Genomic DNA, 19,671 nt, shown 5'->3' with positions numbered 1-19,671 from the left:
GCCCTTTGCGCTCCATTTATGATGACCCCTTCACGAGCCTCTTCAAAGCGAATCTTAATTCGGGATTCTGGCGGGATAATTAATCAGGCATATAACGAGGTGCTCTATAAGCCTTTTTCTAAAAAAACGGGCATTGAAGTTATTGGCGTTCCTGCAAGCGCAAATCCTACCGCACAGATTCAAACGATGGTTCAATCAAAGAATTACTTGTGGGATATGGCCGCTTTGGGGGAAATGGCTATCCTACTGTTAACGAACGGCAGCGGCGGCAAATGTTTTCTGGAAAAACATAAACTTGAGCTTGACCCTGTTATTTCACGAATTCCGCCACAATTTATGTCACCTTATGGGGTGGGAACAAATGTATATTCTACCGTGCTTGCTTATCGCACTGATGTATTTAAAAAACATCAAGCACCGCAAACATGGAGAGATTTATGGGATATAAAAAATTTTGTGGGGCGGCGTGGCTTATATAGGCACCCGCTTGACATGACCGAGATTGCGTTAATGGCTAATGGCGTCCCTGCGAATGATATTTACCCTTGCGATCTTGATAGGGCGTTTCGTAGTCTTAGTAAAATCAAGCGGGATATTAGTGTCTGGTGGACGAGTGGGCCACAAGTTGAGCAACTGCTAAAATCCGGCGAGATAGATTTAACACCGGCTTGGATATCTCGTGTACAAACAGCAATAGATGCGGGTGCGCCAGTAGCATTTTCTTGGCACCAGCATATTTACCAGTGCGATAGCTGGGCAATTTTAAAAGGCACGCCTAATGCAGATGCATGCCGCGAATTTATCAAATTCGCCTCGGACCCAGAGCGGCAGGCGCTGCTCGCAGCATACGCCATTGGCCCAACACAGCCCGATGCTTTCAATTATATTAAACCGAAGCCAGCTATGAATCTTACAAGTTATCCGACGAATCTTGAGAGAGGGCGACACATTGATGCTGCCTACTGGTGCAAGAATCAGGATCACGCTATCCAACGGTTTAATGATTGGATGCTAAGTTGATTTAACCCTTAACCCCTCTACACCATACTAAATTTCCAATTCCTCTGCCCGATGGCAAGCAACCTGCCGATGATCCACCTCACGTAAAATCGGCACTTTACGCCGGCAACGCTCAATGACATACGGACAACGTTGATGAAACGTGCAACCAGCCGGAGGGTTAAGTGGCGATGGCAGTTCCCCTTCGAGGCGAATTTGAATCCGTCTTTCAGCGGAGCGGATAGCCGGGGTCGCAGACATAAGGGCGCGCGTATAAGGATGACGAGCGCGGGCAAAAAGCGTGGCCTTGTCGCCAAACTCAACAATGCCCCCAAGGTACATCACCATAACGTCATGCGCGATATGTTCGACGACGGACAGATCGTGCGAGATAAATATATAGCTAATGCCGAAACGATCCTGCAAATCCATAAAGAGATTGAGGATTTGCGCCTGAATAGACACATCAAGCGCGGAGACCGGTTCATCGGCCACCACAATTTGCGGCTCAAGGATCATCGCCCGCGCAATCGCAATGCGCTGTTGTTGACCGCCAGAAAACATATGCGGATAACGCCGCATATGCTCTGGCCGTAAGCCAACGGTAGCCATCATCTCCTGAATGCGCGTAAAGCGGGTGGCGCGATCAAAGTCAGTATTAATGATGAGGGGCTCGGCCAGAGTAGCGGCGACGGTTTTTCTCGGGTTAAGCGAGGCAAATGGGTGCTGAAAAACCATTTGCACGCAACGGCGTAGCGCTGTGCGGGTAGCGCGGTTAGCGGTGGCGACATCATGGCCATTGATCAAGAGCGTACCAGAGGTTGGCTCTTCAACCATAGTGATCTGGCGCGCAAGTGTTGATTTGCCACACCCTGATTCCCCAACAACAGCAAGTGTTTTGCCACGGGCGAGCGAAAACGACACTTGATTCAATGCCTTGACCTGGCTGTGTCCAAAAAATCCTCGGCGTACCGAATAATGTTTGGTTAAACGGTCCGCGACGAGCACGGTGTCTGGTGCATTCATGATGTGGAGTGAGAAACTACCGGCGTGCTGCCAGCTGATGGCAAATTGAGTGGCTTAATGCAACGCACAGCGCCTGCTGCAATAGGGGCTAATGGCGGTCGTGTTTGTTGGCAAGCTGCAATCCTATATTTGCAGCGCGGCTCAAACAAACAGCCCGGTGGCCGGTCGTGCTGGCCAGGCACCACGCCTGATAAGGCGACTAGGCGCTTAGCGCCGCGATTATGCTCGGGGATCGCAGTCAATAATGCTTCGGTATAAGGATGGTGCGGTTGCTCAAAAATATTGGGGACATGATTGGTTTCAACAATTTGGCCAGCATACATGACGGCCACCCGCCGAGCGACCTGCGAGACGACTGCTAGATCATGCGAAATTAGGACTAAAGCCATACAATGCTCTTTTTGCAAATCAACCAGCAGTTGCATAATCTGGGCTTGGATGGTGACATCAAGCGCAGTGGTTGGCTCATCAGCAATTAACAATTTTGGATTGCAGGCAATGGCCATGGCAATCATCACACGTTGGTTCATCCCGCCTGAGAGTTGATGCGGAAAAGCATCCATACGATTTTTGGCGTCTGAAATGCCAACTTGATCAAGTAACTCTAGCGTACGCCGCTGCAGCACTGTGCCACGCAAATTCTCATGTTGCCATAGGACTTCCTTAATTTGCGCACCAACGGTGTAGCTTGGGTTAAGGCTTGCCAACGGGTCTTGAAACACCATTGAGATATCTTTGCCGATAATTTTGCGCCGCGCACGAGGCGATGCATTGAGCAAATCTTTACCATCGAAGCTAATCTCGTCGGCGCGCACTTGACCCGGCGCATCAATCAGTCCCATTAAGGCCAGCATGGTAATGCTTTTGCCGCAACCCGATTCACCGACAATACCGACAACCTCGCCAGGCGCAATCTCGAAATCAATATGATCCACGACTGGCGGCCCGCCGAAATTGACCGAGAGTTGGCGGATAGTTAAAAGGTTTTGCTTCATTGAAATTAGTGAATTTGTTTTAACTTAGGGTCAAGCGCATCGCGCAGTCCATCACCAAGCAGGTTAATAGACAGAACGGTCACCAAAATAGCAATGCCCGGCAGGGTCACCATCCACCATGCGCTATTCATGTAATCGCGCGCGGAGGCAAGCATTGAGCCCCATTCGGCAAGCGGGGGCTGCACCCCAATGCCAAGAAAGCCAAGCGCTGCCGCATCGAGCAGTGCCGTCGAAAAGCCAAGCGTGGCTTGTACAATCAATGGAGCTGCGCAGTTTGGCAATACTTGCAAAAACATCAAGCGCAAGGTACCTGCGCCAGCCACGCGCGATGCCGTCACATACTCTTTGCTTAATTCAGCCAGGGCTGAGGCGCGCGTGAGTCGCACATAACCGGGAAGGGTCACAATGGCGATGGCATACATCGTATTGGTAAGCCCTGGACCCAGTACGGCGACGACCGCGACCGCTAGCAAAAGTGCCGGCAATGCAAGCAGTACATCGATCAAACGCATGATCGGCACATCCAGCCAGCGCTGAAAAAATGCCGCGCACAAGCCAAGCACGGTGCCCAGTGAAAGCGCGAGCAAGACTGAGATGCTGCCGATCCAAAACGACAAGCGTGCGCCATGCATCAAGCGCGAAAGCATATCGCGTCCCGCTTGGTCTGTGCCGAGTAAAAAACGCCAGGAGCCGCCCTCTTGCCAGACGGGGGGAACGCGAATGGCATCGCGATATTGCTCAGTTGGATCATACGGCGCAAGCACGGGCGCAAAAATCGCGGCAAGCATAAATACTATAAGCAGGCCGCCCGCTAAGACAGCGCCCCGGTGGGTGCGGAAATGTGCCCAAAATTCCGCTAAATTGGATTGGTTCATTGTTATCTCGAGTGGCGAATACGCGGATTAAGCACGCCGTATAACACATCGACTAACAAATTAACGATGATAACCAGTGTGGCCAGGACCAAAATTCCACTTTGTACAATCGGATAATCGCGCCGGTTGATCGCATCAATCAGCCATTTGCCAACCCCTGGCCAAGAGAAAATAGTTTCTGTTAGCACCGCGCCTGAAAGCAGCGAACCAACTTGCAGGCCAATCACAGTCACCACGGGAATTAAGGCATTACGTAACGCATGGACGATGACCACTCGGCTCGGCGAGAGCCCTTTGGCACGTGCCGTACGAATGTAATTTTCACGCAAAACTTCAAGCATCGATGAGCGGGTCATGCGTGCGATGACGGCGAGCGGAATAGTGCCTAATACAACCGATGGCAAGACTAAATGACGCAAAGCAGAGCGTAAAGCGCCCTCTTGGCCGGAGAGCCAGGTATCAATCAATGTAAAACCGGTCACCGAGGGTATATCGTATTGAATCGCCAGATGGCCCGATACCGGTAGCCAGCCAAGTTGCACTGAAAAAAACATAATTAAAATCAAGCCCCACCAAAAGATAGGCATTGAATAGCCAGCCAGTGCAAGGCTCATTATAGCGCGATCAAAAAACGAACCAGCCTTAAGCGCTGCCAAAATACCAATCGGCAAGCCAAGGATGAGGGCGAAAGAAAGCGCCCCCAACGAGAGCTCAATCGTGGCTGGAAAGCGTGCTAAAAATTCACCCATCACACTCGTATGAGTGGCCAGCGAAGTGCCGAGGTTGCCTTGCAGTACATCTGATAAATAGCGCAAGTATTGCACCGGTAATGGCAAGTCAAGCCCGAGGCGATGTATCGCCTCAGCATGAGCTTCAGGGGTAATCCCGCGATCGCCCATCATGACTTCGATTGGGTCGCCAGGAATCACATGAATAAGCGTGAAGGTAAGCATTGTAATGCCGATAAAAGTCGGCACGAACATACCAAGACGGCGTAGGATAGATCGCAACATAGCGTTATTTTATAACTGATTGATTCAATGATTGTACGGCAGACTAACGTAGCGTGGTGCGCGGTCCGTTAAAATACGCTTACTATGGTTTTTTCTTCGACTTCTCTATTATCTAACACACGGCGCATTGACGGTGAGCGACTTCGTACACTTTTATCCGCCTCTTTACAAAAATTGACTATTGAGGTGGTGGCTAAGACCGGTTCGACGAATGCTGATTTAATCGCCCATTTAAGGGCTGCGCATAAACCCACACTACCCATTGTGCGGGTTGCATATCAACAAACGGCTGGCCGTGGGCGGCACGGGCGGCCATGGTTTGCCGCGGCGGGCGATGCGTTACTTTTTTCGTTTGCCTATAAAATAGCTCGGCCACCTGCCGAACTTGCTGGGCTTAGCCTTGCCGTAGGTACCGCGATAGTCACTGGATTGCGCGCCCTGATGCGCACGGATACGCATCGGCTGGCACTTAAATGGCCTAATGATGTCTTGCTCGATGGCGCAAAATTGGCGGGCAGTTTGATTGAAACGGTGCGCTGTACCAATACCTCGAGTACAGTGGTGATCGGTATTGGACTTAACCTGGATGGTGAGGCTGCGCTGGCGGCACAGCTTGATGCGCGGGCCACTCCGCCGGCGGCCTTAGCGCGAGTATTACCGGGGGTGGCCATGACCGATGTCTTGGCTCGTGTGCTGAATGCCCTGGCCGCCATGCTCGAGCTTTTTGAAAAACATGGTTTAGCGCCTTTTCTGCAGGCGTGGGATGCGGATCATGCTTATACTGGCAAGAAAGTGCTGATATTAGAGAATGGCCATGAAATTTTGCATGGTGTTGCAACGGGCATCGACTCGTATGGCCGATTGTTGATCGATACAGGCAACGGCATTCAAGCGCTGGCAAGTGGTGACGTTTCGTTGCGAGCATATATTCTGTAATATCGTCGGTTTTTCCTATTCCGCCTATAAAAGGGCTTCTTTTTCAATACACTCATGATGTCTTTTGCTCCATCTGCGGCACCTTTTCTTTTAATCGATGCGGGTAATAGCCGCATTAAATGGGCACTGACCGATGCCGGTGGTACGCGCATTGCAGTGGGCGCCTTTGCGCATGAACGTGGCGCGTTACTCTCATTGCCAGAGCCGGATTGGTCGATGCTGCCAATACCCGGTAGTGTTTGGATTGCAAATGTGGCGGGCGAGCGTACGGCCAGGCGCCTTGAAACCTTAACCAGCACACGTTGGCCGCATGCCCCGCGCCATACGGTAAGCGCCCAGCCCAGCCTGTGCGGAGTGCGGAATAGTTATCGCGATTATCGGCAACTTGGCAGTGATCGTTGGGCTAGTCTGATTGGCGCGCGCGCAACCTATCCGGCGGAACATCTGCTGATTGCTACTTTAGGTACCGCGACTACATTGGAAGCGCTTTATGCAGATGGCACTTTTGCTGGCGGCTTGATTGCGCCCGGCGGGACGATGATGATGCAGTCGTTGGGTCAACATACCGCGTTGTTGCCGACGGCGGAACCCATGACTGAAGGACAAGACCCACATGGCGGGCAGGCTGGAGCGCCATTTGCGGTCGATACGCAGACTGCTTTGCATGAAGGCTGTTTACTTGCTCAAGCTAGTTTAATTGAGCGCGCCTGGCGCGATTTATGCACCCAGATTGGCGCTCCGGTCCGATGCGTATTAAGTGGTGGTGCGGCCAAAGGAGTGAGCCGCTTGTTGACAATTGACTACACCTACCATGAGCACTTAGTGCTAACAGGGCTTGCGTTAATTGCGCGCGAGCACGTGAGCTCGTCTAGCGATAGCTCAATGCGGATGGTTGATGCTTCATGACTTAATTTGAGAATGCACGCACTTTATGTAATAAAGCAGAGGTTGAGCGTTGATACTCAAAAGGAATCGTCAACGCTTGTCCGCCCCAACCGCGCACAAGCGCCGCTTCTGGTAATGCGTCCATATCATAATCGCCGCCTTTAACGAGGATCTCCGGCCGTAATGCGCCAATCAATGCAGTTGGCGTTGGCTCTTCAAAACATACCACCCAATCGACACTCGCAAGTGCGGCTATCAGCGCCATGCGATCAGCTGTATTGTTGATTGGGCGGTCCTCACCTTTACCAAGTAAGTGTACCGACGCATCGCTATTCACGCCAACCACCAAACATGCGCCTAATGTACGCGCTTGGGCTAGATAACTGACATGGCCGCGATGCAAAATATCAAATACGCCGTTGGTAAAAACAACTGGCGCTGAAAGAGTTGGACGCTTTGCGACGAGATCTTCGCGGGTTAAAATTTTCTGTTCAAAATGAGCAAGCATACGTAATATGATTTTGAATGTGTGTTAGCTTGCTATAATACGCTTTCTTTTGGGGCGTTAGCTCAGTTGGTAGAGCAGCGGACTCTTAATCCGTAGGTCGAGCGTTCGAGCCGCTCACGCCCCACCATATACCATCAGGCGTTTAGCCTAATTTGGGTTCTTTATTTTGTTCTACAAAAATCTATTTTGTAGGCTTAACGAGTCTCCCTCGTTTGCGCACATAGTGCTCTGTCATCGCGACGTTACTACCGCCCCTGTACCTTTCCGGAGAGGAGCGAAGACGCCTTGCAAGGCAGCGCTCGGTCGGTATAATGAGGCGTTATGGAGCTAATTCAGTCAATCAATTCGGAGAGGATAATTTGGTGCTGTGCCGATCACGGCACAACGCCAGGCGAACTCGCGTCTGCGGTCGGCATCTTGTCAGCGACGATGGAGCGCGTTCTGGCGGGAGAGCGCGGCTTAACGTTCCCCCAGCTCAGTAAGGTCGCAAGCTTCTTTGGTCGGGGAGCGCTTTTTTTCCTAGAGTCCGGGCCGGTCGACGAAACCCAAGTGCATACCGCCGCGTTCCGGACCTTGGCAAATCAAAAACCTGAGCTAACAACCGGGTTGAAGTTACTCATCGAGCGCGTCGAGAGACAGCGTGAGATATATCTGAGCCTTCGTGAAGATTTAGATGGCGCCGATTTGCCTCGGTTTGAAGAGCCGGAGGATCTGCCGCGCGAGAACCCCACGGAAGCAGCCAAGGTCGCGCGCCGCTGGCTGGGTCTCGATGACAGTAATACGTTTGACAGTTATAGAACGGCGCTAGAAGCGCGTGGTGTGCTGGTTTTTCGTAGCAACGGATACAATGGCAAGTGGCAAATCGCCAAAGAGAGCCCGATTCTGGGCTTCAGCATTTACGACCGTGATTGTCCCGTCATCGTTTTAAAAAAGCAGGCCTCGGAATCTCAGCAATCCTTCACCCTCATGCACGAGTTGGGGCACTTGCTATTGCATCGAAGCAGCTCAATTGACGACGAGCGCGATATACAGTCCCACCAAGGTCACGAAAAAGACGCAAACACGTTCGCTGGACACCTGCTTGTGCCTGTGGCATTTCTAGCAAGAGTGGATGATAAGTATCGCCCGCGACAAGTTTCTGAGTTCGATGAGTGGTTGAAACCGCTTCGGCGAGAGTGGGGCCTTAGCACGGAAGTCATCTTGCGTCGCCTGCTTGATATTGGTCGGCTGTCGCAAGAGCAATATGCTGATTACCGACACTGGCGGTCTGCTCAGTCTTCTCCTGAGCAAAATGGTGGAACCCGGATGTACCGCCATCGAGAGCCTTCGCACATTTTCGGCGATAGATTCGTGCGCGCTGTATTGGATGCACTCAATAGTCGGTACATCACCTTGGCGAAGGCAAGTAGTTATCTCGATGGCTTGAAGATCAATGACCTGCATCAATTGGAACGCTACTATGCAGGTGTTTGACGCCTCTTCCATGATCTACGCTTGGGACAATTATCCAGTAGGTCAATTTCCTGGTTTGTGGGTATGGATAGCGGCCGAGATCAACCAGCGAAGGCTCACGATGCCTAGCGTGGCATACGAAGAGGTTCGTAAGAAAACACCTGATTGCAGTAATTGGCTGGTGACGGCGAATCTAGAGCAACTAGGAATCACGAACGTAATCATACAAGACGCGATCCGGATGAAGGGGCTACTCGGAATTGTGGGTGACAAGTATCATTCGAATGGCGTCGGCGAGAATGATCTGCTCATCATTGCTACAGCACGAGCTCATAGGAGAGAGCTGGTATCAAATGAAGGGCGACAAAATCTGCTACCTGCCGTGAAATCGAAACGAAAGATACCTTCTGTATGTTCTATGCACGAAGTTGCCGTGCCATGCATCGACTTCGTCCAATACATACGTCGATCGGAAGCCGTCTTCGGTTAAATCACACAGCAGAAATTAGCCCTTGCAGTATGGCTTAGCTTTCTACTTTTAAAATCTATTAAAAAAGAGGGCGGCGCTAAATTATCCGATTGAATTTAAGATACACTCAGCATACATTTCCTTTTAAGGAGGCGCCATGCTTGAAATACGTAAAGCCGATGAACGGGGTCTTGTGCGCTCTAGCTGGCTGCATTCCCGCCCGACTTTTTCTTTTGGTCAATACTATGATCCTGCACATATGGGGTTTTCTGACTTACGGGTGATTAATGATGACATCGTGGCGCCCGGCCGTGGGTTTGGGATGCACCCGCATCAAAATATGGAAATTGTCACGTATGTGCTAACCGGTACTTTAGAGCATCGAGACTCCACGAGTGCCCATGGGACGATACGTGCCAATGAAGTGCAAATCATGAGTGCTGGCACGGGTATTATGCATAGCGAAATGAATCCTGATCCAAATGAGTCTGTGCATTTGTTGCAAATCTGGATCCTTCCCGGTAAACCGGGGCTTTCTCCTCGTCATGCGCAGATGCCTATTCCGCAGGCTGATAAAAATGGGCAGTTACGGCCAGTATTGTCACCTGATGGGGCTGCGGGCACTCTCCAAATCCATCAAGATGTGCATATGTATGTAGGTGCATTTGACGGCGCGCAAGCCGCTAACCTAGAACTTGATCGTGGGCGTTGCGCTTATGTGCATGTCGCACGCGGCTCTATCAAGCTTAATGAGAAAGAGCTAAACGCAGGCGATGGAGTGCGTGTGAGAGATGAGTCTTCTTTACATTTTTCGGCAGGGAAGCAGGCCGAGGTGTTGGTATTTGATCTGCGCCCCGAGAATGCTGCACAAGCTCTTTGATTGGCTTTGACGCTCTTGAAGACCTAAAGAGTTGTGATAAAGGTGGCGAGATTAGGCGGTCGCAGAATCGTCATTGGATTTGATTGATGTTCTGCCTCGGTGCTTAAACAATGCCAATGCTTTATCGCGTTGACAGGCGTGATCAACTATTGGCAATGGGTAATCCACGCTAAGCGTAATACCTGCAGCCTCGAGCGTGGCTTGGTTTGCCAGCCATGGTGCATGAATAGCTTTACCTTGCAAAGCGCTTAGCTCCGGGCAATAGCGGCGGATAAACTTGCCATCAGAGTCGAATTTTGTTGATTGTGTGACTGGATTGAAGATGCGGAAATAGGGCTGAGCATCGCAGCCGGTGCTCGCCGCCCATTGCCAACCGCCATTGTTGGCGGCCAGATCGAAATCAATCAGCTGTTTGGCAAAGTAACGTTCTCCCCAACGCCAATCAACCAATAAATCCTTGACCAGAAAACTCGCAGTGATCATACGCAGTCGATTATGCATATAGCCAGTCTGATTGAGCTGGCGCATGGCTGCGTCAACCATAGGGTAGCCAGTTTGTCCTTGGCACCAAGCTGTAAATAAGATCTCATCGTTTGGGAAGGCTAGCGCATCGTAGTCCCGCTTGAAGGCATGGTGCACCACATCTGGCCGGTGCCAAAGAATCTGCTGATAGAACTCACGCCAGATCAATTCTGAGAGCCACGTCTGAGCTCCGTGGCTGCCTTCACGCCAGGCGTAAGCCGCTAACTCACGAATCGATAGCGTACCAAAGCGTAGATGTACGGACAAATAAGATGGCCCTTTGACTGCTGGAAAATCGCGGTTGAGGTGATAGCGATCAATGCGCTCCTTGAAATTCTCAAATAGTGCTTCACCGCCTGTCGTGCCCGCTTGGATAGGTAAGTCAGCTAATCCGGCAGGCACAAAATTGAGTTCTTGCAATGACGGAAAAGGTTGTGCATCCAATTGGGCTAAGTGATGCAGGTAAGGTGCTACGGGATATGAGCGTAGGTAGAAATCGTTTAACTTGGTAAGCCACGCACGTTTGTAGGGTGTAAACACGCTATACATACTATTGGCTTGAGTGATAATTTCGTCCTGCTCAAAAATCACCTGATCTTTGAATGTGCGCAGCGCGACGTCCTGCGCACGAAGAGCCGCGGTGATTTCGGCGTCGCGCTTGACGGCATCTGGCTCATAGTCGCGATTAGTATAAACTGCGCTAGCTCCAAATTCGGCGACTAACTCCGGAATCGCTGTAACAGCATTTGCATGTCGTATGACAAGATCACTCTTGGCTTGTTGTAATTCGTCTTTGAGTGCACGCAGTGATGCATGAATAAATTCAACGCGACGATCTGCACGGGGTAGGGTCGCTAAAATGGTGGTATCAAACACAAAGACTGGGATAACCTGGTCGTATTCTTTCAGCGCATGATAAAGTGCGGCGTGATCAAATAGTCGTAGATCCCGACGAAACCAGACAAGAGCAATGCTGGTTTCTTTATTTGAGGATTGTGTCGCCATGGTCAATCTCTAAAATTTGCTGTCAATCTTTTTGCCATATTCTCACGAAACTGATCTGACGTGTCTTCTATCATTACAAAGATCGCAGGTGTGCCGCTAATGTTTACCACTCATCAAGATCCAATTATTGCTATTGCTACCGCCCCAGGCCGGGGTGGGATCGGCGTAGTGCGCCTATCGTTTGGCAAGCTGGGGGCAGAAGTGGTTGCCCGCTTGATGTTAGCCGTGTGCGGTCAGGAGCTCTCGCCACGTTACGCGACTTACGTACCATTCTTGGACGCGCAGGGAGGGATTCTGGACCGCGGTATAGGTCTTTATTTTGCTGCGCCTCATTCTTATACCGGCGAACATGTACTCGAGTTGCAAGGGCACGGTGGGCCAATTGTTTTGCAGTTATTGTTACAGCGTTGTCTTGCTGCGAATATAGTACCGGGTTTGCGTTTAGCTGAGCCTGGTGAATTTACGCGTCGCGCCTTTCTTAACGATAAGCTTGACCTAGCGCAAGCCGAAGCGGTTGCTGATTTGATTGAGGCGAGTACGGAAGCCGCGGCCCGTTGTGCCGGCCGCTCGCTAGATGGGGTGTTTTCGCGCGCGATTCAGCAGTTGGTGGAGGATTTGATTCGCCTTAGAATGTTGGTCGAAGCCACTCTTGATTTTCCGGAAGAAGAAATTGATTTTCTGGAGGCTGCAGATGCGCGTGGCAAACTCGCTACACTTCGTCATGAATTGAGCCAGATTCAATCTGATGCGCGGCAAGGCGCATTATTACGCGAAGGGCTGTCAGTGGTGTTGGCCGGACAGCCTAATGTGGGTAAATCTTCATTATTGAATGCGCTAGCTGGCGCTGAGCTGGCGATTGTGACGCCGATTGCTGGCACCACCCGCGATAAAATTGCGCAGACCATTCAGATTGAAGGTATCCCGCTGCATATCGTTGATACCGCAGGTTTGCGCGAGACAGAGGATGAAGTTGAGCGGGCTGGCATCGCTCGTACTTGGCAAGCGATTAAGCAGGCGGACATTGTGCTGCATTTGCTAGATGCGCGTATCGGCTTTACGCATGAAGATGCGGCAATTGCTGCTAGCTTACCGGCAGGCGTGCCGATGATTCAACTCCATAATAAGATTGATTTGCTTGCGGAATCAGCTGGTGTGGTTTTGGCCACCGAGGCCAACGCTGTGCGGACGGTACGCTTGTCAGCAAAATCAGGCGCGGGGATTGACGATTTACGTGCGCAGTTGTTGGAGATTGCTGGCTGGCAAGTCGGTACTGAAAGCGTTTATTCGGCGCGCGAGCGGCATTTGATTGCGCTGCGCGCAGCCAACCGTCACCTATTGAACGCGGCGGAGCAAGCAGCGCAGAACGCGCAGGCGCTTGATCTTTTTGCCGAAGAACTGCGCTTGGCGCAACTGCAACTCAATACCATTACCGGCGAATTCACTTCGGATGATTTGCTTGGCGAGATTTTTAGTCGGTTTTGTATTGGTAAATGACACAGCTGTTGACCGATACCGCATTGAAAGTCTGAAGCCTAAGGACAAAAGACCTTCACTGTAATCAAATACCCCAGACAATATCGGCTTCTTGCTGATGCGCAACACGCATCATATCCAGCAGTGGAAACGCGCGTTGCGCAAGCCCAACAGGTGTTTCATCGGCTAGCTCGTCATGGTCAAAATGATGTTCGGCACGCGCTAGCGCTTCTTTTTCTTGCTCATCATGAATGGCGGCTTCTAAGCGAGCGATGGCTTGCGCTAGCTCATCGTGGCTAATCACTCCTTGCTTATCCAGTGGTTTGCCGATAATCCTCAGTAAAAACCGTGCAAGGTTATCGAGCATGATGATCTCAGGGGTAGCGATTGATTTAAAAGTAATTAACATAGGAGCTCCTTAAATTTTGTCGGTTACAAGCTGAAGGCTTTGTATCACTGCTAGAATCCTTATTTCCGCGCAAATTTGTGCATTACGTTTCTTTGCCTTGCATGTTACCAGCCCAAAAACAGATTATTGAAGCCATTTTTACTGACGCGATCAAAAATTTAGCGCCATCATTTGCCAGTGAGTTAGATTTACTGATTACGCTCGAGCGCCCTAAGATCGCGGCCCATGGCGATGTGGCGAGTAATCTTGCCTTACAGCTCGCTAAGCCATGGCGCATGAATCCACGTCAGCTTGCTCAGCAGCTCGCAGAGAGCGTATGTGCGCATCCGCGTGCGTCAGGTTTGATTGAGGCGGCCGACGTTGCTGGGCCGGGTTTTATCAATTTAAAGTTGTCGGCGGCGGCGAAGCAAGCGGTGGCGCGGGCGGTGCTGAATGAAACCGCGTCGTTTGGGTGTGCCTATGCAGTGGCTGAGCAGCCGGTTAAGCGCGTGCTGATTGAGTTTGTATCTGCTAATCCGACGGGCCCGCTGCATGTTGGCCATGGCCGGCAGGCAGCGCTAGGCGATGTCCTGGCGAATGTGCTGAGCACGCAAGGCTGGCAGGTGCATCGTGAGTTTTATTACAATGATGCGGGCGTGCAAATTAATAATCTTGCGTTGTCAGTGCAAGCGCGTGCCCGCGGTTTGACGCCGGCCCATGCGGATTGGCCAGAAACGGCCTACAACGGCGAATATATTGCTGAAATTGCGCGCGATTATCTGGCTGGGGCTACGGTCGTAAGGCAAGATGCTGAGCCGGTAACAGGGCTGGGCGATGCGAATCACCTCGAGGCAATCCGGCGTTTTGCGGTGGCGTATTTACGCCGCGAACAAGATCTGGATCTGCAGGCGTTCGGGGTTAAATTCGATCAATACTATCTTGAGTCATCGCTGTATAGCGATGGCCGGGTTGAGGAAACGGTTGCCGCTTTAGTGGCGGCTGGCAAAACGTACGAGCACGACGGTGCGCTCTGGTTACGCACCACGGATGAGGGCGATGACAAAGACCGGGTCATGCGCAAAACCGATGGCAGTTATACGTATTTTGTGCCAGATGTTGCTTATCATGTGACAAAATGGCAGCGCGGCTTTAATAAGGTAATTAATGTGCAAGGTTCTGATCATCACGGGACGATTGCGCGAGTGCGAGCGGGTTTACAGCAGTTGGGGCTGAATATACCGCAAGGTTACCCGGATTATGTGTTACACAAGATGGTGACGGTAATGCGCAACGGTCAGGAGGTTAAACTCTCAAAACGCGCAGGCAGTTACGTGACGGTGCGTGATTTGATCGAATGGTCAGGCGGCGGCCAAGCGGCACCAGAAAAGCTGCCAACCGCCGCTCATGATGACCTCATCAGGCGTGGCCGCGATACCGTACGCTTCTTTCTGGTTTCTCGTAAGGCGGATACGGAGTTTGTATTTGATATTGACCTTGCGTTGCAGCAAAGCGATGAAAATCCGGTGTATTACGTGCAATACGCACATGCTCGTATTTGCTCAGTGCTGGCGCAGTGGGGCGGGGATTTGACCACCTTGACGCAAGCGGATGTCACGCCACTGGTCAGTCCGCATGAAAACGCGTTGCTTAAGTGTTTGGCTGAATATCCTGAAATGCTAACGCGCGCGGCGACTGAACTTGCGCCACATGCGGTGGCTTTTTATTTGCGCGAGCTCGCCGGTCAGTTTCATGCGTTTTACAATGCTGAGCGTGTTTTGGTTGATGACGACGCTAAGCGTATAGCGCGTTTAGCCTTGATTGCGGCAACCCGCCAAGTATTGGCGAATGGCTTAGCTATACTGGGTGTCAGCGCACCCGCTAAAATGTAGCTGAAAGACCCCATTAATCATGGGCCTTATTTTGAAATTACTTGGGTACTGTTTGAATCATGAGAAAGCAACGCCGTTCTTCTAAGCAAAATGGGGGGACACTTTTGGGTATCGTGCTCGGTCTCACAGTTGGATTGGCGATTGCGGTTGTGGTTGCGTTATACGTGACGCGGGCGCCCACGCCTTTTGTCACAAAGACTGCGCCAGCACCTAGCGCGGAGAGTCTAAATAGCCAAGCCAGCGCTGATCCAAACCGACTCTTGCAAGGTAGATCTCCTAGTCAGCCAGTGGCACCGGCATCGTCTGAGCCAGGCTCGGGGTCGCAAAGGCCGGGCTCTATGAGCGAACCGCAGATCGTCGAAGTGCCATCGTCTGCCGGCGCGCTAAACAGCGGCCAGGCTGTCAATAAATCTGAGCTAGCCTCTAACGGGGCGAACAGCAGTTATTATTTGCAAGTGGGCGCATACAAGACACGGGCAGATGCCGAACAGCAACGGGCTAAACTTGCCTTACAAGGTTTTGAGTCGAAGGTAACCCGCTACGAGAGTGCGGGCATCTTGTATTATCGCGTGCGCCTTGGTCCGTTTACGCGCTTCGAGCAAATGAATCAGGCGCGTTTGCGGCTGACCGATGCGGGCATTGATACGGCGATTATCCGTCCACTAAGCAATAAATGAGCGCGTCTGCCTAAATGATATATTTCTGTATTTTTAACTCGATAGTGGTTATAGATTAATATGAAAAAATCGCTTGGTGTTTTCTTCGCCTTGATCCTGTTTGCCGTGGGTAGCGCTGCTGCGTCGGCTTTAGTGCCGCAAGCGGGCAAACACTATAAAGTACTGAAAACCCCGCAGGCAGTGAGTGTGGCGGCAGGCAAAATCGAAGTGATTGAGTTTTTCTGGTACGGTTGTCCGCATTGCAAAGACTTTGATCCTTTGATTGAAGCGTGGGCTAGCAAGCAAGGTCCTGATGTTGTGCTTAAGCGTGTGCCGATTGCGTTTGACGCAAACCTAGCGCTTTATCAAAAGCTGTATCATGCGCTTGATGCACTCGGGGTCGCGACTCAGGTGGCGCCAAAAATTTTTAAAGCCATTCATGTCGACCGGAATTATTTGCAAACCACCGAAGCGCAAGCAGAATTTATTGCGCAGCATGGTGTTGATAAGAAAAAATTCCTCGAGATCTACAACTCTTTCAGTACGGCAAGTGAGCTACAGCGTGACAATAAATTGATGGTGGATTACAACCTTACGGGCGTACCTGCGCTAGCCGTGCAGGGAAAATATGAGATTTCTCCGGCGCTGACGAATAGCCTGGAAGGGGTCATGCCAGTGTTAGACTTTGTTGTGTCGCAGATTCGTGCGAAAAAAATGTAAGTTTGCGGTTAAAAGTTAAAAAAAACCGCAAACGGGAAGCCAGTGTAAGGCCACACTCGCATGCCAATTATCAGAGAGAAAGGCTTTATGAAGCAAAAACTGATCGCTACTTGCTGCGCGAGTTTATTATTGTTGAGCGCGCCGTTAACCGTTGTCGCTAAATCTGCAGTTTCTAAGTCTTTAACCGTTTGTACGGAAGCAAGCCCTGATGGTTTCGACGTTGTTCAGTACAATGCGCTGGTGACCACGAATGCAAGCGCCGACCTTATTTTTAATGGCCTAGTGGCTTTCGACGAGGTGACCAGCAAAATCGTGCCGGCCTTGGCTGAGAAATGGGATGTGAGTGCAGATGGACTCAATTACACTTTTTATTTACGCCCTAATGTGCATTTTCAGACCAGGGGCGCGTTCAAGCCGAGTCGCACATTGAATGCGGATGATGTGGTTTTCACTTTTGATCGGATGCTGAATCCGGCCAACCCTTGGCATAAGGTGGCAGGCCCCAGCGGCTTTCCACATGCGCAATCGCTGCAATTGCCGGCGCGGCTAAAAGCCATCCAAAAAATTGACGCAGATACAGTACGCTTTACGTTGAATCAACCCGATGCCACCTTTTTGTCAGTATTGACGATGGGTTTTGCCTCGATCTATTCGGCCGACTATGCAAACCAATTGCTCACCGCGAACCGCACTGCAGATTTCAATTTAGAGCCCGTCGGCACGGGTCCATTCATGCTGCGTAGCTATCAAAAAGATGCGCTTATCCGCTATGACCGCAACCCACAGTATTGGGGCGCGCGCCCGCAGGTTGACCAGCTGATTTATGCGATTACCCCCGATCCAGCTGTGCGTGTGCAAAGGCTGAAGGCTGGCGAGTGCCAAATTTCATTGTCGCCACGGCCGCAAGACGTGAGCGCAATGGGGGTAAATCAATTGGTTAAAACGATTGAAACCCCTGGTTTTATGACCGCCTTTGTCGCTTTGAACACCCAGCATAAACCGCTCGATAATAAAAAAGTGCGTCAAGCGATCAACTTAGCATTTGATCGCCCCAATTATCTGAATGCGCTATTTAATGGAACGGCTTTGCCTGCCGGCAACCCTTATCCGCCAGGTACTTGGAGTTATGCGAAAAACCTTCAACCATGGCCGAACAATATTGCCCGAGCCAAACAACTTCTTGCTGAGGCGGGCTATCCTAAGGGCTTTGAGACGGTGATTTGGACGCGTCCAACAGGCAGCACTCTGAACCCAAATCCACAAACAGGCGCCGAGCTATTGCAGGCTGATCTTGAAAAAATTGGCATTAAGGCACAGGTCAAAATTGTTGAGTGGGGCGAGTTGATCCGCGAGGCGAAGCAAGGCGAGCATGATCTATTATTTATGGGCTGGGCTGGCGATAATGGAGATCCAGATAATTTCTTGACCCCACAATTTAGCTGCGCGGCGGTACGTTCGGGTACTAACTTCGCGCGTTTTTGTCAGCCTGAACTGGATAAGTTGATTGCTAAGGCAAAGGCTACGACGGATCAAACGCAGCGTACCCAATTGTATCTTGCGGCGCAGAAAATTATCTACGATGCAGCGCTGTGGCTTCCGATTGGCCATCCCAAAGTGATTGCATTGACGCGTGGTAACGTTTCTGGCTACCATGTGAGTCCGTTCGGGCGGCAGAATTTCAATGCTGTATCGATTCATTAATTCGCTCAACTGGCATGTCACGTAAATTGGAAAATGACCCTACTCTGATGGATACAATCAATCATCCGGCGCAAGATCATCCCAATCCCCTTAGCCATCTGTTCGATAGCAACAGTGCGTGGGTTAAGCGCATGTTGGCTGAGAATCCCAATTATTTCTTAAGCTTAAAGGATCAGCAAACACCTGAATATCTATGGATTGGCTGCTCTGATTCGCGCGTGCCAGCAAATCAAATTATTGGTTTGCCCCCGGGTGAAGTATTTGTCCACCGTAATATTGCGAATGTGATTGTTCATTCCGATTTAAATTGTTTGTCGGTGATTCAATTTGCGGTTGATCTGCTCAAAGTTAAGCATATTATGGTGGTCGGCCATTATGGCTGTTCTGGGGTGGGGGCGGCGCTCTTTGAGCGACGTGTGGGGCTGGCGGATAATTGGTTGCGCCATATTCAAGATGTCCAAGACAAGCATCGGCAACTGCTAGAACAGGTACCTGCTGGCGAAGAGCGGCATCGGCGTTTAATTGAGCTCAATGCAATTGAGCAAACTGTCAACGTATGCCGTACAACCATCGTGCGGGACGCCTGGGCGCGTGGTCAGGCGTTGATGATTCATAGCTGGGTATATGGCGTACATGATGGTCGCTTACGTGACCTCGGTATGACTGTGTCTGAGCCGGGTGCGCTTGATGCCACTTATGCGTGTTGCATCGAGGCGCTTGGCTCACAATAATGGCGCTAATGCCAGTTGTGCGTCATCATGCGAAAAACGGCAACAAGCTGCTTTAGTGCAGGATGACCGGATGCGTCATCAGACTATCGAATTGACCGAGGAAATCGTCTATTTCGTCAATAGTGGGTTGTAATTCAATCAATTTTTGCACGTTTTCTCGGAATTGCGCCGCCATTTCACCATCAATAAATAGTTCACGTTGTAGATTTTTCGCAACGATTTCATATGCTCCAGCCTTCAGCGAGAAACTGCCGACTTGTGCTGGAAACTCAACGATACAATAGTTTGGGCTGTTATAAATCATCTGCATGGTATGACTCCTTGTTCCGACGCTTCGGTGATGCTCAACGCATATGGAGCGGTTTGGATCAAATTCAATAGACAGCCTATTTATAAAAACTATGCCAGTCTATCGTAGCGCGCTTTAGCCAAAATAGGGGGAAAATATGTACATTATTGAGGATTTCCTCAATAAAACATCGAATATGATCAGCTTAAGAAACGGTTTTAGTTTGATGGGAATTTTTTTGACTCCGTTATAAACTGTG

At 50.7% G+C, this 19,671-nt stretch carries 19 protein-coding genes, 1 tRNA gene and 1 pseudogene; 13 read left to right on the top strand and 8 right to left on the bottom strand.

Annotated features, from left to right (window positions below; all coding sequences use genetic code 11):
• Positions 1-18: 18 nt before the first annotated feature.
• The gene (locus tag NQD60_RS08860; protein WP_306438072.1) at positions 19-1,020 is read left to right on the top strand and encodes an ABC transporter substrate-binding protein; all 1,002 of its coding nucleotides are present in this window, start codon (positions 19-21) and stop codon (positions 1,018-1,020) included.
• A 27-nt stretch (positions 1,021-1,047) separates the two neighbouring features.
• Here NQD60_RS08860 and NQD60_RS08855 read toward each other — a convergent pair whose 3' ends face one another.
• The 4 genes from NQD60_RS08855 to NQD60_RS08840 are packed head-to-tail and all read right to left on the bottom strand — an operon-like array spanning position 1,048 to position 4,908.
• On the bottom strand, positions 1,048-2,025 hold the full coding sequence (locus tag NQD60_RS08855) for a peptide ABC transporter ATP-binding protein (protein WP_257100522.1): 978 nt from the start codon (positions 2,023-2,025) through the stop codon (positions 1,048-1,050).
• A complete protein-coding gene (locus tag NQD60_RS08850) occupies positions 2,022-3,020 on the bottom strand; it encodes an ABC transporter ATP-binding protein (protein ID WP_257100521.1) in 999 nt (332 codons plus the stop codon). The genes NQD60_RS08855 and NQD60_RS08850 overlap by 4 nt, the downstream gene beginning before the upstream one ends.
• Positions 3,021-3,025: 5 nt before the next feature.
• On the bottom strand, positions 3,026-3,895 hold the full coding sequence (locus NQD60_RS08845; protein ID WP_223692726.1) for an ABC transporter permease subunit: 870 nt from the start codon (positions 3,893-3,895) through the stop codon (positions 3,026-3,028).
• Between the two features lie 2 nt (positions 3,896-3,897).
• Positions 3,898-4,908: an ABC transporter permease subunit gene (locus tag NQD60_RS08840; RefSeq protein WP_257100520.1), complete on the bottom strand. Its 1,011-nt coding sequence runs from the start codon at positions 4,906-4,908 to the stop codon at positions 3,898-3,900.
• Between the two features lie 84 nt (positions 4,909-4,992).
• Between NQD60_RS08840 and NQD60_RS08835 the strand changes: the two genes are divergently transcribed.
• Both NQD60_RS08835 and NQD60_RS08830 read left to right on the top strand, forming a co-directional pair.
• Entirely contained in the window at positions 4,993-5,844 is an 852-nt protein-coding gene (locus NQD60_RS08835) for a biotin--[acetyl-CoA-carboxylase] ligase (protein ID WP_257100519.1), read from the top strand.
• Between the two features lie 54 nt (positions 5,845-5,898).
• Positions 5,899-6,750, top strand: a complete 852-nt coding sequence (locus NQD60_RS08830) for a type III pantothenate kinase (RefSeq protein WP_257100518.1) — start codon at positions 5,899-5,901, stop codon at positions 6,748-6,750.
• A 1-nt stretch (position 6,751) separates the two neighbouring features.
• Here the strand turns inward: NQD60_RS08830 and rfaE2 are convergent, their stop codons facing one another.
• On the bottom strand, positions 6,752-7,237 hold the full coding sequence (rfaE2, locus tag NQD60_RS08825) for a D-glycero-beta-D-manno-heptose 1-phosphate adenylyltransferase (protein ID WP_257100517.1): 486 nt from the start codon (positions 7,235-7,237) through the stop codon (positions 6,752-6,754).
• 51 nt (positions 7,238-7,288) lie between these two features.
• Here rfaE2 and NQD60_RS08820 point away from each other — a divergent pair.
• The 4 genes from NQD60_RS08820 (at position 7,289) to NQD60_RS08805 (ending at position 10,038) form a co-directional block, all read left to right on the top strand.
• A tRNA-Lys gene (locus NQD60_RS08820) sits at positions 7,289-7,364 on the top strand.
• A 194-nt stretch (positions 7,365-7,558) separates the two neighbouring features.
• A complete protein-coding gene (locus NQD60_RS08815) occupies positions 7,559-8,710 on the top strand; it encodes an ImmA/IrrE family metallo-endopeptidase (protein ID WP_257100516.1) in 1,152 nt (383 codons plus the stop codon).
• Positions 8,697-9,179, top strand: a complete 483-nt coding sequence (locus tag NQD60_RS08810) for a DUF4411 family protein (RefSeq protein WP_223692710.1) — start codon at positions 8,697-8,699, stop codon at positions 9,177-9,179. Before NQD60_RS08815 ends, NQD60_RS08810 begins: the two co-directional genes overlap by 14 nt.
• Before the next feature lie 136 nt (positions 9,180-9,315).
• The gene (locus NQD60_RS08805; protein ID WP_257100515.1) at positions 9,316-10,038 is read left to right on the top strand and encodes a pirin family protein; all 723 of its coding nucleotides are present in this window, start codon (positions 9,316-9,318) and stop codon (positions 10,036-10,038) included.
• 51 nt (positions 10,039-10,089) lie between these two features.
• Here the strand turns inward: NQD60_RS08805 and NQD60_RS08800 are convergent, their stop codons facing one another.
• Positions 10,090-11,565, bottom strand: coding sequence for a deoxyribodipyrimidine photo-lyase (locus NQD60_RS08800; RefSeq protein WP_257100514.1), 1,476 nt, complete (start codon positions 11,563-11,565; stop codon positions 10,090-10,092).
• 99 nt (positions 11,566-11,664) lie between these two features.
• On the opposite strand from NQD60_RS08800, the gene mnmE reads away from it, so the two are divergent.
• Positions 11,665-13,059, top strand: coding sequence for a tRNA uridine-5-carboxymethylaminomethyl(34) synthesis GTPase MnmE (gene mnmE, locus NQD60_RS08795; RefSeq protein ID WP_257100513.1), 1,395 nt, complete (start codon positions 11,665-11,667; stop codon positions 13,057-13,059).
• Between the two features lie 64 nt (positions 13,060-13,123).
• Here mnmE and NQD60_RS08790 read toward each other — a convergent pair whose 3' ends face one another.
• The gene (locus NQD60_RS08790) at positions 13,124-13,447 is read right to left on the bottom strand and encodes a DUF1840 domain-containing protein (protein ID WP_257100512.1); all 324 of its coding nucleotides are present in this window, start codon (positions 13,445-13,447) and stop codon (positions 13,124-13,126) included.
• A 101-nt stretch (positions 13,448-13,548) separates the two neighbouring features.
• On the opposite strand from NQD60_RS08790, the gene argS reads away from it, so the two are divergent.
• The 5 genes and pseudogenes from argS to can all read left to right on the top strand — a co-directional run.
• Entirely contained in the window at positions 13,549-15,315 is a 1,767-nt protein-coding gene (gene argS, locus NQD60_RS08785) for an arginine--tRNA ligase (protein ID WP_257101307.1), read from the top strand.
• Positions 15,316-15,374: 59 nt separating this feature from the next.
• Complete coding sequence (locus NQD60_RS08780; protein ID WP_257100511.1) at positions 15,375-15,992, top strand: SPOR domain-containing protein; 618 nt, start codon at positions 15,375-15,377, stop codon at positions 15,990-15,992.
• A gap of 60 nt (positions 15,993-16,052) precedes the next feature.
• A complete protein-coding gene (locus NQD60_RS08775; RefSeq protein ID WP_257100510.1) occupies positions 16,053-16,691 on the top strand; it encodes a thiol:disulfide interchange protein DsbA/DsbL in 639 nt (212 codons plus the stop codon).
• Between the two features lie 87 nt (positions 16,692-16,778).
• Positions 16,779-18,392: an ABC transporter substrate-binding protein gene (locus tag NQD60_RS08770; RefSeq protein WP_257100509.1), complete on the top strand. Its 1,614-nt coding sequence runs from the start codon at positions 16,779-16,781 to the stop codon at positions 18,390-18,392.
• A 47-nt stretch (positions 18,393-18,439) separates the two neighbouring features.
• Positions 18,440-19,111 (top strand): annotated as a pseudogene (gene can, locus NQD60_RS08765) (carbonate dehydratase); the annotation flags it as partial.
• A gap of 64 nt (positions 19,112-19,175) precedes the next feature.
• Here can and NQD60_RS08760 read toward each other — a convergent pair.
• Positions 19,176-19,433, bottom strand: a complete 258-nt coding sequence (locus NQD60_RS08760) for a DUF3567 domain-containing protein (RefSeq protein WP_223692689.1) — start codon at positions 19,431-19,433, stop codon at positions 19,176-19,178.
• Positions 19,434-19,671: the final 238 nt, after the last annotated feature.

Origin of the sequence: Mycoavidus sp. SF9855 (genome assembly GCF_024582735.1) — a bacterium.
GTDB lineage: Bacteria > Pseudomonadota > Gammaproteobacteria > Burkholderiales > Burkholderiaceae > Mycoavidus.
This window is presented reverse-complemented; position numbering and strand designations above follow the sequence as displayed.

Coding starts and splice junctions, on each gene's coding strand:
- NQD60_RS08850 (WP_257100521.1), bottom strand. CDS start 3,020: ATGAAGCAAAACCTTTTAACTATCCGCCAACTCTCGGTCAATTTCGGC.
- NQD60_RS08775 (WP_257100510.1), top strand. CDS start 16,053: ATGAAAAAATCGCTTGGTGTTTTCTTCGCCTTGATCCTGTTTGCCGTG.
- NQD60_RS08835 (WP_257100519.1), top strand. CDS start 4,993: ATGGTTTTTTCTTCGACTTCTCTATTATCTAACACACGGCGCATTGAC.
- NQD60_RS08770 (WP_257100509.1), top strand. CDS start 16,779: ATGAAGCAAAAACTGATCGCTACTTGCTGCGCGAGTTTATTATTGTTG.
- NQD60_RS08780 (WP_257100511.1), top strand. CDS start 15,375: ATGAGAAAGCAACGCCGTTCTTCTAAGCAAAATGGGGGGACACTTTTG.
- rfaE2 (WP_257100517.1), bottom strand. CDS start 7,237: ATGCTTGCTCATTTTGAACAGAAAATTTTAACCCGCGAAGATCTCGTC.
- NQD60_RS08830 (WP_257100518.1), top strand. CDS start 5,899: ATGATGTCTTTTGCTCCATCTGCGGCACCTTTTCTTTTAATCGATGCG.
- NQD60_RS08805 (WP_257100515.1), top strand. CDS start 9,316: ATGCTTGAAATACGTAAAGCCGATGAACGGGGTCTTGTGCGCTCTAGC.
- mnmE (WP_257100513.1), top strand. CDS start 11,665: ATGTTTACCACTCATCAAGATCCAATTATTGCTATTGCTACCGCCCCA.
- NQD60_RS08760 (WP_223692689.1), bottom strand. CDS start 19,433: ATGCAGATGATTTATAACAGCCCAAACTATTGTATCGTTGAGTTTCCA.
- NQD60_RS08800 (WP_257100514.1), bottom strand. CDS start 11,565: ATGGCGACACAATCCTCAAATAAAGAAACCAGCATTGCTCTTGTCTGG.
- NQD60_RS08845 (WP_223692726.1), bottom strand. CDS start 3,895: ATGAACCAATCCAATTTAGCGGAATTTTGGGCACATTTCCGCACCCAC.
- NQD60_RS08815 (WP_257100516.1), top strand. CDS start 7,559: ATGGAGCTAATTCAGTCAATCAATTCGGAGAGGATAATTTGGTGCTGT.
- NQD60_RS08840 (WP_257100520.1), bottom strand. CDS start 4,908: ATGTTGCGATCTATCCTACGCCGTCTTGGTATGTTCGTGCCGACTTTT.
- NQD60_RS08790 (WP_257100512.1), bottom strand. CDS start 13,447: ATGTTAATTACTTTTAAATCAATCGCTACCCCTGAGATCATCATGCTC.
- argS (WP_257101307.1), top strand. CDS start 13,549: ATGTTACCAGCCCAAAAACAGATTATTGAAGCCATTTTTACTGACGCG.
- NQD60_RS08855 (WP_257100522.1), bottom strand. CDS start 2,025: ATGAATGCACCAGACACCGTGCTCGTCGCGGACCGTTTAACCAAACAT.
- NQD60_RS08810 (WP_223692710.1), top strand. CDS start 8,697: ATGCAGGTGTTTGACGCCTCTTCCATGATCTACGCTTGGGACAATTAT.
- NQD60_RS08860 (WP_306438072.1), top strand. CDS start 19: ATGATGACCCCTTCACGAGCCTCTTCAAAGCGAATCTTAATTCGGGAT.